This is a genomic window from Paenibacillus sp. FSL H3-0469 (assembly GCF_038051945.1).
Classification (GTDB): Bacteria; Bacillota; Bacilli; order Paenibacillales; family Paenibacillaceae; genus Paenibacillus_AQ.
Genome location: NZ_CP150302.1, coordinates 7,496,845 through 7,509,699, shown reverse-complemented (window position 1 = coordinate 7,509,699; position 12,855 = coordinate 7,496,845). Strand labels below are relative to the sequence as shown.

General features: G+C 53.6%; 9 protein-coding genes. 1 reads left to right on the top strand and 8 read right to left on the bottom strand.

Annotated features, from left to right (window positions below; translation table 11 throughout):
• Positions 1 to 14: 14 nt before the first annotated feature.
• Positions 15 to 1,043, bottom strand: coding sequence for an aldo/keto reductase (locus tag NSS83_RS32485; RefSeq protein ID WP_341347339.1), 1,029 nt, complete (start codon positions 1,041 to 1,043; stop codon positions 15 to 17).
• A gap of 188 nt (positions 1,044 to 1,231) precedes the next feature.
• Between NSS83_RS32485 and NSS83_RS32480 the strand changes: the two genes are divergently transcribed.
• Positions 1,232 to 1,840 (top strand): TetR-like C-terminal domain-containing protein, encoded by a 609-nt coding sequence (locus NSS83_RS32480; RefSeq protein ID WP_341347338.1) that lies wholly within the window; start codon positions 1,232 to 1,234, stop codon positions 1,838 to 1,840.
• Positions 1,841 to 1,939: 99 nt separating this feature from the next.
• On the opposite strand, the gene NSS83_RS32475 is transcribed toward NSS83_RS32480, so the two are convergent.
• The 7 genes from NSS83_RS32475 to NSS83_RS32445 form a co-directional block, all read right to left on the bottom strand.
• Positions 1,940 to 2,137: a hypothetical protein gene (locus NSS83_RS32475; RefSeq protein WP_341347337.1), complete on the bottom strand. Its 198-nt coding sequence runs from the start codon at positions 2,135 to 2,137 to the stop codon at positions 1,940 to 1,942.
• Positions 2,138 to 2,152: 15 nt separating this feature from the next.
• On the bottom strand, positions 2,153 to 3,316 hold the full coding sequence (locus NSS83_RS32470) for a glycoside hydrolase family 27 protein (RefSeq protein ID WP_341186552.1): 1,164 nt from the start codon (positions 3,314 to 3,316) through the stop codon (positions 2,153 to 2,155).
• A gap of 585 nt (positions 3,317 to 3,901) precedes the next feature.
• Positions 3,902 to 5,095 carry an IS256 family transposase gene (locus NSS83_RS32465; RefSeq protein WP_341346975.1) on the bottom strand — a complete coding sequence of 398 codons (1,194 nt, stop codon included), beginning with the start codon at positions 5,093 to 5,095 and terminating at the stop codon, positions 3,902 to 3,904.
• A gap of 823 nt (positions 5,096 to 5,918) precedes the next feature.
• On the bottom strand, positions 5,919 to 7,625 hold the full coding sequence (locus NSS83_RS32460; RefSeq protein ID WP_341347336.1) for an RICIN domain-containing protein: 1,707 nt from the start codon (positions 7,623 to 7,625) through the stop codon (positions 5,919 to 5,921).
• Between the two features lie 128 nt (positions 7,626 to 7,753).
• Positions 7,754 to 9,397 (bottom strand): response regulator, encoded by a 1,644-nt coding sequence (locus tag NSS83_RS32455; RefSeq protein ID WP_341348795.1) that lies wholly within the window; start codon positions 9,395 to 9,397, stop codon positions 7,754 to 7,756.
• A complete protein-coding gene (locus tag NSS83_RS32450) occupies positions 9,366 to 11,123 on the bottom strand; it encodes a histidine kinase (protein ID WP_341347335.1) in 1,758 nt (585 codons plus the stop codon). Before NSS83_RS32450 ends, NSS83_RS32455 begins: the two co-directional genes overlap by 32 nt.
• A gap of 33 nt (positions 11,124 to 11,156) precedes the next feature.
• Positions 11,157 to 12,830 (bottom strand): extracellular solute-binding protein, encoded by a 1,674-nt coding sequence (locus tag NSS83_RS32445; RefSeq protein WP_341186557.1) that lies wholly within the window; start codon positions 12,828 to 12,830, stop codon positions 11,157 to 11,159.
• Between the last annotated feature and the right edge of the window lie 25 nt (positions 12,831 to 12,855).

Here is a 12,855-nt window from a genome sequence, read left to right as displayed (position 1 = left end):
TAAGGTACGTGCAGCTACATATGCCGTCTGCGCTGTTCCGGCTTCATCCACACCGGCGTCCAGGTTTGCTCTTTATCGTCTACCCGTTTGCCTGGCGTAACAATACCATCAATCGCATCCAGCACATCTGTACTGAGCCTGGTCTCCGCACCGGAGATATAGGCATTCAATTGCTCCAAGGTCCGTGGTCCCCATATCGTAGAGGTGACAGCCGGATGGCTTTGTGTAAAAGCGGTGGCCATATCCGCCAGCAAAATCCCCGAATCATTGGCCAGCTGTTGCAATTGGGCTATGATCCTGAACTTGTTTTCATTTTCAGCCAGTTCCGGGTCGAGATTATCCATATACCCTTTTAATTCGAAAGCGCGTGTGCCGCTTTGCGCGGGCTGGCCCGGTTTATATTTGCCAGTCAGCAAGCCCCCGGATAAGGGACTGTACACAAATAGAGACAAATCGTATTGCCTGGCGATTCCGGCCAGTTCAAATTCCATCCGCCGGTTAATCAACGAATAGGGTGTCTGTTCACTTACAAAACGATGAATATGATAACGGTCACTAATCGCCTGCGCTTGTACAAGCTGTCCGCCAAGGTGATTGGAGGTGCCGATATGATGAATTTTCCCCTCCCTCACCAAATCGTTTAACGTGAGCAGAATTTCTTCATAGGCCATCCATTCGAGCGGAAGATGAAGCTGATAAAGGTCTATATAATCGGTTTGCAGACGTAACAGGCTTTGCTCGACAGCCGTCCGTATCCAGCGGCGTGACCCGCCGTTCTGATTGATTTTCTCAGAAGACTCCGCACCAAATTTAGAAGCCAACAGAACATCCTGCCGTCTGTGCTTAATCGCTTGGCCTATCACACGTTCCGATTCTCCCTTTCCGTAAATATTAGAAGTATCCACCAGATTCATCCCGTAATCCAAAGCCTTATCTATGATTTGCCGGCTCTCTGCCTCACTTGTCCTGGTTCCAAAACCAGACCCGCCAAGCGCAAAGCTGCTGACCTTAGTACCCGTCTTTCCAAGAAAACGATATTCCATGTTAATCCTCCTAGTTAAGCTCCTGCCATGGCGAAGATAATGAACACGTGTTGATTCCAGCGCTAGGACCCATTATACTCAGGCCTATTAGGAGGAGCAATGAACATTACAGGTAAAGTGTATATTAATAGATACAATGTCAAAAGTGTTGATAAATGAATGCTTATCCATAACAAGGAGGTCCGCCCGTGACCGAACAGAGTGCAGACATGAGAGCCGTCCGCAGCCGTACCCTAATAGAGAACGCCTTATTTTCGATCTTGGAGAAGGAAGGAATTAAAGGACTGAAGGTCAAGAATCTTTGTGAAAAAGCAGGGATCAACCGGGGTACCTTCTATTTGCATTATAAAGATATTTTTCATCTGATTGAGGAGACATCATTTTTCCAAGGATTATTAGAGGTATTTGCGCCCATCCAGATGCAAGAGTTAATGGACTATCCTGACCCGCAAGCAGCTTTCCCTCCTATTACTAAGGCCCTTGAGTATATGCAGCAGCACGCCAGTTTTTTCAAGGTGCTGTTCCATCCGGATGCCCCGGCTGAGATCCAGGAACGGCTGCGGTATCTGACCGGTACACGCTTATATGATCATCTGATACAACAGCAACCGGAGATGAATCAAGAGAGCCGCTTGTTTACTGAATATGCCATAGCCTATTTGGGTAACGCCCAATTCGGGCTTATCAATCACTGGTTTAGGAGCGGCCGTGCGATGCCTCCCGAAGACATAGCCAGAATGTTAACCGTGTATATACGGAATGCGCCCTGTCTTGATAACACTGATCCTATAAAATAACCCCACAAAGCGGGACTTTAGCTTCGATGATGACCCCAAAACCTATACAGAGCAGCAATCTCCATCCTTGGAGACTGCTGCTCTGGCTTGTCTGTAACGTTAACGGAACAACACGCATTTTCCCGATTCCCGGAAATACTTAATCAGCCGCTCAATCGGCTCTCGTCCGCATTTCAACTGAACACCAAGGCAGTCGATGCACAGGAAATCCTGGGCATTGCGTGTGACCAGCTTGAGGTAAATCGCCACATCATCCGTCATTAAGGGGACGCCGCATTTTCTGCAGGTTCTGCTCATTTTTTTGGCTGCCCGTTAGACGATCTTAGCCCGTACAATCAGACAATCATGAGCCGGAATGACCGGAGCATATCTTTCCCTGAACACGCCAAGTTCCTTGTGCTCCCAGCAGTCATACAGGGACAGCGATTTGCCGGAGGCATACGGAAGTCCGAAATCCCAGAATTGCAGCGACATCTCTCGCTGGCCATCGCTCAGGTTGAAGAACCCGATGGCCAGGTCACCGTCTGCCAATACTTTTACCAGCATGAATACTTCATTGGTATGGAACCACTGCGGCTCAGGCTTAATGCGGTAAGCTCCGCGGCCCTCGATATCCTGGTTGATGGCAATCAGATCCGGGTTCAGCAGAATGTTCTTAGTCGCCTCATTCGCCTTGCGGATGTCACTGCCGATCATTAGCGGAGAACCCATCAGGCTCCACAGCGAGAAGTGGGTCTTGTATTCCACATCTGTACAGCCGCCAATCTGACTGCCGATGAAGTCACTGTTGCTGCCCCCGTACATGCCCACAACGAGCATATCCAGATCATTATGGCAGTAGGCTCCGGTGTAGGCGGCTTTGTCGAGCTGCGACAGCGCGAGAGTCTTGATCGATTCCCAGCTGTCCTGAATGTCGCCGGTAGACCGGTACATATGTGCACCGGATTCACGAATCCACTGGTAGACATTATCCTCACCCCAGTTACAAGCGGAGAAAAGGATGTCCCGTCCGCAGTTCTTAAGCGCAAGACTCATCCGTTTGTACAGCAGCTCTCCAGACATATGTCTTGGCTTAAAGCAGTAATCATACTTCAGGAAGTCTACGCCCCATTCGGCCAGCGAAGCGGCATCCTGGAATTCATGCTCAAAACTGCCCGGATACCCGGCGCAGGTATGTGTTCCCACACAAGAGTACATCCCGAACTTCAGTCCCTTGGAGTGAATATAATCTGCAACCGCCTTCATTCCGTTCGGGAATTTAACCGGATCTGCCACCAGCCTGCCCTGCTCATCCCGCTCCTTGAGGCTCCAGCAATCGTCAATGACAATGTATTCGTACCCTGCATCCTTATAACCGTCCGCCACAAGCGTATCGGCCGCTTCCCGGATCAATTGCTCGTTGATATCCCAAGTAAAAGTGTTCCACGAATTCCACCCCATCGGCGGGGTCAAGCCAAGCTGTTGCTGTTTGTCCATAATTTGTATTCATCCTTTCGCATTATGACAGGAGTTGAGCCCTGGGCAAATGCTGTATTATTTATGTATTTAATCATATAAAACCTTTATAATACATAGCTTTACGTTGCTTTCGTATGGATGTATGTTGCTTTTCTTATATAAGGAGTGAGAGAATCGAAGGTGTAAAGAGCTTGGTATGTTTTATGCGGATTGTGATGCTTGCGGGCGCATATACAGCAACTTCGACGGGAGTGGGCGGGTAGGCTGGTTGAACAATCACACCTTCTCTGGCCCTGCTGCAAGCAAAACTACTTGTGTCATCTTCTCTCTCGGAAATAGGTGGACAAAGGTATCTTAATTGGCTGGATTCTCAGGATTGGGCGGGAGTAAGTGGAAAAGCAGCATCTAATTAGTTTGATCTCGTCACTTTAGTGGAAATGTGTATAATTAAGTGTTGTTTTTCCAACCGTTGGCGCAGGAGAGGAGGGTAGCGTCAAGAAGTTTGTGTAAATGAGTAGAAGTACCTCCCCGGGGTTACGGGTTGGGGGTGTAGTGTTTCTGGGGGGAGGGGGAACCCCGACCCCCAGAAATTGGATTCATTGGCTACTCTTCTACGACTGTGGGCAACGAAGGGTAGCGGGCTTCATAGAGCTGGCTGAGCTTCTTTTTCACCGTGTCCACCCCAAAGCCAGGGGTGACTCGCTGCCCAAACCTTTCGTTGTAGCCTAACATCTCCAGATACACGATTTTTTCTGCCGCATCCATGTTGGTCAGACTGTTCATCGGCTTCAGACGTTTGCGGATTTCCTTGTTCATTCGCTCAATGGGATTGGACGTGTAAATCGCTTTACGCATCGGTTCCGGGTACTTGTAGAACGTCAGTAACGTCGAAAGCTGCTCCTCCCAAGACCGCATTTCCTTCGGGTATAACGCATTCCACTTCGCTTTCACCGTGTCAAAGTTCGCCCGGGCCACGACCTCATCTGGTGCATCATACACGGTCTTCAGGGCCTTAATCACATCGGTTTTGTGCTCCACACGGATTTTGGGTAACGTGGCTCGTACTTTGTGCACCACACAATGCTGCACATCCGCCTGCGGGTAGGTTTCTTTAAAGGCCGCATCGAGCCCCGGCAGTCCGTCAAATACACCGAGTAGCACTTCCTGGGCCCCGCGTGCGTAAAGATCTTTGAGCACCTCCCGCCAGCCATTCGAGCTCTCTTGACCCCCTACGTAGAACCCCAGAATTTGACGCTGACCCTCTTCGTCGATTCCCATGGCAAAATAGACGACTTCGCCCCGGACCGTGCCCCGTTTAAGCTTCACGTACAGCCCATCCAGGTAGATCACAGAGTAGCGTTTGCTCAGCGGACGTTTCTGCCACTGGTGGATATCCTCCAGCACCGTAGCGGTGATGTTACTGATGGTGGTGGGCGAGTAATGGCTGCCGAACATGCTTTCAATAAATCGGGCCACGTCCCGGGTTCCCATGCCGGATTTATACATCTGGATCACCGCTTCTTCCAGCCAGCCCTCCCGCCGTTGGTAGGGTTCAAACATCTGAGTTTGAAAGAGACCCTGGCGGTCCCGGGGAACCTGAAGATCCTCGATATGGCCGTATCTCGTATGCAGATCCCGTGTATAGTATCCGTTACGGCTATTGCTGGCACCGGCTTCTTCACTCGCCATAAACCCTTGGATTTCGGCACGCAGGAGCGATTCCATATTCTCTTTCATGAAGTCTTTAACAAGTTTTTCAAATAGATTATTTAGCATATGTTCGGGTACAATAGTCATCGAGTAGGGCTCCTTCTTGGTGTTGTGGTAAACCCGAGGATACCCTACTTTTTTGGTGCCTGGCTAGGCTCCAAATTGTGGTACACAACTTACTTTACGCCATCAGGAGGAGCCTTGTGTTCATCAGCAAGTGTATAAAAGGCAACTGTTTCCCTCCGCACATTTGCGCCCGGCCCGCCACCCGTCGCCACCCATCTCCCGTACCTCCCCGCGCGCAAAATGTATTCGGTTTTTCACACACATTTGCTCTCGCACCCCCGCACGCCTCCGCAGTGCCGAATGTAATCTGTTTTTCGATTACCTTTCGCCCACGCGCCTCCGCAGCGCCGAATGTAATCTGTTTTTCGATTACATTTCGCCCACGCGCCTCCGCAGCGCCGAGTGTAATCGGTTTTTCGATTACATTTCGCCCGCACGCCTCCGCAGCGCCGAATGTAATCGGTTTTTCGATTACATTTCGCCCGCACGCCTCCGCAGCGCCGAATGTAATCGGTTTTTCGATTACATTTCGCCCGCACGCCTCCGCAGCGCCAAGTGTAATCGGTTTTTCGATTACATTTCCCCCGCGCGCCTCCGCTAGCGCCGAGTGTAATCGGTTTTTCGATTACATTTCGCCCGCACGCCTCCGCAGCGCCGAATGTAATCGGTTTTTCGATTACATTTCGCCCGCACGCCTCCGCAGCGCTGAATCTAATCGGTTTTTCGATTACATTTCTCACTTGCACCTCCCGCACGCTCAAAAAAGCCCCCTCCCCCCGCAGGGCAATCCGGTACTTTCCCGGACCGCCCTGCAGATGGAGAAGGGGGCTCTTACCATAAAGCTCTAGTTCACCTGAACCAGCTTCCATTGCTGGTGCAGGTCGCCGCGGTAGAGGTTCTGCTGGAGCTTCGCGCCGTCTGCGGTGGAGGCACCTGTGACTTCGACTGCCTTGTTACTGTTCACATTGAGAATGCTCCAGTAGCCGTTGCTCAGCTTGATGAGCCGGAACTGCTGGGCGGTGTTGTTCAAATCCTGCATCAGCTGGATGGCTTCGCCGTTATTCTTCGTGCCGTTCCGCACATCCATCACTTTGTTATCAGAGGAGTTCACGCTGCGCAGCCGGTAAATATTATTGTACGTGCCCATATCGGTAGCCGTCCATTGCTGAGCCAGCGCGGTGTTCTCCGGCCACTGCTGGAGCTGAAGGGAATTCGTATTCTGCCCGTTCGGAACGTCAATCGCTTTGCCTGACGCCCTGTTGATCAGCTTGTACTTGGCATTGTTGGTAACTCCGTTCCACACCCCGTTCCAAGGGTTGAACTGTGCCCGCTCATAGTACCATTCGAAGATAAACCGTGCCATACCGTCCCGGGTGGCATTGCCGTCATAGAGCAGCCCGCCGTCCGGATCGGCGAAGGAGCTTTTCGGACCGGGATTAAGCAGGAAGCCGTTCATATGGACGGCAATGCTGACATTGCCGGCGGCAGTGAAGATGGCTTTGGTATTCTTGCCGAAGCCCGCGTTCGTACCGTTGAACAGATCCCAATACGAGGAGTCGCCCGGCTGGTTCTTGAACCAGGTGGTTTCCGTAATATTGATCGGGTAAGCATCGGCCGCAGGCTTGATGCTGCTATCCCAGATCTGCTGAAGCGAGTTGAAATTGTCATAAGCGCCGTAGCCCGGGTACCAGTGCACGGCATACCCGTAATTGTTAAGCGGATCGGTCAGCGGACTCGATGCCGTCAGCTGATAATGCTGATCCCAGCCGAGTCCCGAAGCCCAGATCACATTGTCCGCGCCTTTGCTGCGGATGGTCGAGATCATCGAGTTCTGGAAGTTCTTCAGCGAATTCCAGAACGCCGCGAAGTTCGGCTGGGAGGGATTGCCGCCCCATTGTCCGTTCACATCGCTCAGCACCGGCTCGTTCACCAGCTCGAACATCACATTATCCGCGCTCTTGAGTCCCGGCTGAGAGGCCAGATAACCCCAGATCTGATTGAACTTGTCCAGGTTGGCCTGGGTAGTCGCCTTGTTGTCCAGCAGGGTGAAGTCCAGCCCCAGCGTGACATACAGCCCCTTTGTCTTCGCATACTCTACATAAGGAATGATCAGATTCTGGGTAGCTGCCTGAAGGCCCGCGAAGTTATACGTTCCGGCTGCGACATCGCCCATATCCTCGCGGTCGATGAACAGGCGGACCTGATTCGAGTACCAGCCGTGGCTGTTGCCGTATTTGGCGGAGGTGCTGGTGAAGGTATCTGTGATCTCTTTCAGGTACTCCAGAGTGGCCTTATGCCGGTTGCCGCCGTTGCGGTTCAGATAATAATTGCTGTTCTGATACGTCCAGTAAGCCCCGGTAGGCTGATGCCAGCCGCTGAGCAGTACGGGCTGTCCGCTGCCGTTCACCAGCTGATTGCCGCTTACATGCAGCTTGGGAACAGGCGAACCCTCCCAAGCGTTTGCAGTGCCTCCGCCGGACTGCATCGGCGTTAACAGCAGGGCCAGCATCACCAGCAGCTTCATGGATAAGCTTAACTTCCTTTTTCTCACAGATACCCATCTCCTTCTCATTTCGTGGAATCGGCGGATGCCGTCTTAATGAAAGCGAATACATCTGAATTGTACTCTGCGTGGAGACGGGCGGAAACCTGTGTGATTATAGTTGATAGACTTACAAATTATAGATTTACATGTAGAGACTCCCTGTATTCCTGAGGGGTCATTCCCGTCATTTTTTTGAAGAAGCGGGTGAAGGAATGGTGGGCTTCATAGCCGACATACATTGCTACATCGCGGATTTTGAGCGCTTCATTTCCCAGCAGCTCCTTCGCCTTGACCGCCCGGCACTGATCGATGTATTCTGACAGGTTAATGCCCTGCTCCTGCTTGAAGAAGCGGGACAGGTACGACGGATTGAAATAATGGAGCTCAGCCAGCCGCACCAGAGACAGGTCCTCACCCAAGTGGCTGTGGATATAATCGCAGATCCGCTCAATGACCTCCGAGGAGCGCTCCTTCTCGGCTGTGCTTCTCCGCTCGAAGAGATCTGAGGCCAGCCGCTCCAGATAATAGATGCCTTCCCCCAGAGACGAATGCTCGTCCAGCCGCATCAGCTTGCCATACTCATTGACAAGGCTATAGAGCTCCGAGCGGTTCATATGGGACAGCAGCACAAGCGCAACCGTATAATACAGCTCGGCCGCTTCTTCCACAGAGACGCCCGAATGAATGCCTTCCCGGATCTCCTCCAGCGTCTCCGCGAACCGCTCACGCCGTCCGGCATCCAGATGGGCCGCAAGATTCTCCACCCGCTGGTGGAGCCGCACCCCCGTCTCACGGACGATGTCAGGCTCCGGCGGACCGCCGCGGTCAATCTGCACCATGGAGATGCCGTCCCCGATCTTCATCTGCTGCAGCCGGTGAAGCCGCTCGTAATGGCGGCCGGTCTCTGTCCAGGCACAGGCTGAGCCGCTGACCGTAAAAGCAACCGGCAGGCCCAGCGTCTGCCGGCAGGAATCCTGAATCATCTCCAGCGTTCCCTCCAGATACCGCGCGAAATTCCCGCCGAAGGCAGCCCCGGCATTATCCAGTGGCTGCAGCAGCCACAAGAGATCCCCGTGCCGGTCAAGCACCCAGGCATGCCGGGTCATCTCCGCCAGATGGGAATTCCAGATCAGGCGGGAGGAGGTCAGAAGCTCGCGCCGGTCCATGTATGAGATACCCTCCGCGTATGTAGGCCGTCCAAGAACGAGCATCACCGGGGATTCGGCTTCCAGACCGATGCCCAGCTTGCTGAAATCTGCACGTAACACATCCATATCTGCACACAAGGCCTGGCTGTCCTGAAGCAGATGGCGGAGATAATCGCCCTGCGCCGCCGTCTCCATGGAATCGCGCTGCTCCCTGGACTGCTCCAGCAGCTCGCTCAGCATATTGCCCTGCTCAATCTCCTGCAGCACCTCCTGCACCGTCTCAATAATCTTGTCGAAGCCTTCCGTCTTCAGCAGATAACGGGCCCCGGGAAGCTGCAGCGCGCTATAAGCGTAATCGAATTCGCTGTAGCCGGTCAGAAAAACAATCCGCGACCGCGGCCAAAACTCCCGGATCTGCTCAGACATCTCCAGCCCGCTCATGCCGGGCATGCGGATATCCGTCAGCACAATATCGATCCGGGTGCGCGAGAGCCACTCCAGGGCCGCTTTTGCCGAATAGACCTTGTAGACATCCAGCTTGTCCGGAAGCAGCTGGTTGAACGCCTCGTATAAGCCGTCTGTTATAATCTCTTCATCATCAACGATCAATAGTCTGTACAAGACCTTCACCTCCCGTGAGCCTAATCCGGATTTCAACCCGGAGGCCGCTTAGTGTGCTTCTGTCCAGGAACAGGCCGCTGCCTTCCCCGTAGATTAACTGGATGCGCCGGTGAATATTGCTCATGCCGGTAACTTCATGCGTGCCGCCGTTCTGATTCAGCCGCCTTCTCAAGGTCTCGATCCGTTCATCGGTCAGCCCGCATCCGTTATCCTCGACAATAATGCGGATCTCCCGTTCCTCCTGTTCAAAAGAAATCCGCAGCTCCCCATCCTCCGCCTGCTTCTCCAAACAATGCTCATAGGCATTCTCGATAATAGGCTGGAGAATCAGGCGCGGAACCCGCAGCTCCTCCATGGCTTCCGGCAACTCGTCGAACTGAACCTGAATGCGCCTGGAGAAACGCATCTTCTGGATCTCCGTGTACATCCGGGAATGGCGTGTCTCCTCCGCAAGCCGGACATTATCCTCTCCGTTACGGGTGATGAACCGGAAATATTCGCCCAGCATGCCAGCGAACTCCTCAATCCGGGAGCTGTCCCCCTGCTTCGCCAGGGCGCTGAGAATGAAGAAGCTGTTATAGAGGAAATGCGGGTTGATCTGCGACTGGAGCTGCTTCAGCTCCGCCCGCTGCATCATCAGCTTCTGGGTGTAATCCTGGTCAATCAGCATTCGCAGCCTGCTGAGCATCTGGTTGAACCGGAGATACAGATAGCCGAATTCATCCTTGCGGGCATGGTCAATCTGAATATCAAGCGTACCGCTCTCCATCCGTTTGAAGCTGCGGATCAGTACAAGCAGCGGCTTCTGAACGAACTTATAGGTCGCGTAGGAATAGATCAGCACCGCCAGGAAGGACGCCGCCGCGAACAGCCAAGCCCAGACCACGAACTTGGTCAGCGGGCGCTTGACCGCCTTCTCCGGCAAATAGGTGGCCACAGCCATCCCCAGCCTGTCAGAAGAGAAGCTGTCGATATGATACCGTATTCCGTCCAGCTCCCAGTTGTACAGGTTCCCTTCATCAACCGCCTGGTGATAGCTCTCAATCAGCTCCGGGGAGCTGTTCTCCGTACCGAGCGCATAGTCCGTCAGCCGCGAGACCAGCAGCGAGCCGCTCTCTTCGTACGCGTTAATCGCCCGGAGCGAATCCCTCAGCTTCTCGTTGTCCAGCTCGATCTGAACGATGAACAGCGGCGGCTCGCCCATCCTCCCGCTTGACTGGGTAACGCTGAGCTCCAGGAAGTTGTTCCAGTTGATCAGCCGCCCTTCTTTTCTCAGATCGACCGACCGGAAGAAATTGAACTTGCTGCTGTCAAACTGATCAATGCCGTTCATCGCGGACAGCGTTTTGTTAATGGTACGGATATGAACGAACACATCGCCGATATAGGCGCTGCTGTTCTTCAGGGAGGTGAGCCGCTGCGTGATGTAGTTCAGGCTCTCCCGCTTTTGAACATCGTCCATATAATTCCAGGTAACGGCAATCTTGTTCAGCTCGGTATCCTGGGCAAGATCATACTGCTGGATCTCCATCCACTCCACCTCACGGTTCAGGTCCTCCAGATAATAGGTTAATTGCGACAGAGTCGCTCTGGACAGATCCTGGCTTGCATTCCTGTAGCTCCAGTTGTAGAGGTAGAGTCCCAGCAGCAGAATCGGCAGAATAATAGCTAGATAAGTCACAACCATCCGGATAAAAATAGTGTGGCGCATCGACACCGCAGGAAACTTAAGCACGTGTACCGCCTCCACTCGTCTGCTCAGGCCCGATCATTTGCCGCTCCCGCCCTTCTTAGCATACCAGTCGTTAACCTCAGCCGTAATCTGCTCGCCGCCCAGCTTGTTCCACTGTGCCACGAAATTATCGAACTCGCTGATCGGTCTGCCCTGAATAATATCAAGAAAGGCATCAATCTGAAGATTATTTAGAATATTCTGCTTCTCGATCATCGTCTCTGTAGGTGCGCCGACGAAGCTCTCATAGAGCAGCTGAGATTTACGTTCATACCCGTCCAGGATGGAAAAAGCGCCCGAAGGCCCATACGTCCGCTCCCAGCCCCAGCCTGTCTCGCTGTCCGCACCTCCTGCCTCGTAAGCGGCAATCCGCTTCTGGATCGTCTTCGCTTCATCCTGAAGCACGGAGGCATCGCCGGTGCGCCGGAAGGTCTCCAGCTCCCGGAAGGCCTCCAGGTTCTTCTGCACCGGAAACGGCGTCACCGGCGACAGCTTCCACACCGCCTGCGGCGCGTTATAGTACCGCTCTACCTCACTCGTAGTCCCCCAGTTCTTCTCCAGATGCAGGTTAATCAGCTTAATCAGCGCCTCGGGGTGCTGGACGCCTTGCTTAACTGCCAGGAACTGGTTGGTACTGAACGGAAGCGGCACCTTCGGCGCTGCCCCGGACTCCGAGACCAGCGGGAAGGCCTGCCACTCGGCCTGCGGATTCTGCTCACGGCTGAGCTGCACGAGGAAGGAGCCCCACTGCTCCCCGTACATCATTCCGACCTGCTCATGCTCAATCCAGTCGCTGGCCTTGACCCCGTCTTTGAACGCGAATTCCCTGTCAATCTGTCCTGTCCGGTACAAGTCCTGAAGCACCTGCAGAGCATGCTTGATCTCCGGCTGGATCCCTCCAAAGACCAGCTTGCCGGTCTTGTCCTTAATCCAGATTCCGGGATAAGCACCATAACCGGCCATGAACCCGGTAAGTCCCATGACCGGGTCCCACAGGTATTTGGTTACCGCAAGGCCGTAGGTATCGTGCCTGCCGTTGCCGTCAGGATCTTCCTGCGTAAACGCTTTCGAAATAGCCAGCACCTCTGCCATCGTCTTCGGCGGCTGAAGGCCAAGGCGTTCCAGCCAGTCCGTACGAATCCACAGGAACATCGCACCCTCAATGGACGAATTGGTCTCCGGGATCGCCATAAGCTTGCCGTCGAGGGTAGCTGTCTCGAACGGACCCGTCCCTTCCTCGCTCAGCACCTTGCGGGTTAACGGGGTTGCATACTGGTCATAGACTCCGCTCAAATCCTGGATCAGCCCTGCATTGCTCAGCACCCTGAGCTGCGAAGCATTCACCCGCACAATATCGGGGATATCCCCGGAGGCCAGGGATACCCCCAGCTTGCGGGAGTAGATGGAACTCCACTCCGTCCAATCATAGGTGATCTTAATACCGAGCACCTCTTCATACAGCTCGGTCCAGCGGTTATGCTCCAGCGACTCCCCCGGCAATTCTTTCAGTATTTCTTCAAGCGCATCGTTGTTCTCACGTACGAACGACAGCTGAATCGGCGGATCATATTTGCTTAGACCCGGCTCCTCATAGAGCGGAGCGCTCCCCGGCTGTCCTTCAGGGACCGGAGAACGCTCCGCAAGGCTATCACTCTTCTCACAAGCGGTCAACAGTTGTACGGCCATGCACGCAGCGACAGTCCAGGCCATTGTGTTCTTGATTGTTATGGGCACC

Bases quoted from the DNA above. Each gene is read 5' to 3' on its own strand.
- NSS83_RS32485 (WP_341347339.1), bottom strand. From the start codon at position 1,043: ATGGAATATCGTTTTCTTGGAAAGACGGGTACTAAGGTCAGCAGCTTT.
- NSS83_RS32475 (WP_341347337.1), bottom strand. From the start codon at position 2,137: ATGAGCAGAACCTGCAGAAAATGCGGCGTCCCCTTAATGACGGATGAT.
- NSS83_RS32470 (WP_341186552.1), bottom strand. From the start codon at position 3,316: ATGGACAAACAGCAACAGCTTGGCTTGACCCCGCCGATGGGGTGGAAT.
- NSS83_RS32465 (WP_341346975.1), bottom strand. From the start codon at position 5,095: ATGACTATTGTACCCGAACATATGCTAAATAATCTATTTGAAAAACTT.
- NSS83_RS32445 (WP_341186557.1), bottom strand. From the start codon at position 12,830: ATGGCCTGGACTGTCGCTGCGTGCATGGCCGTACAACTGTTGACCGCT.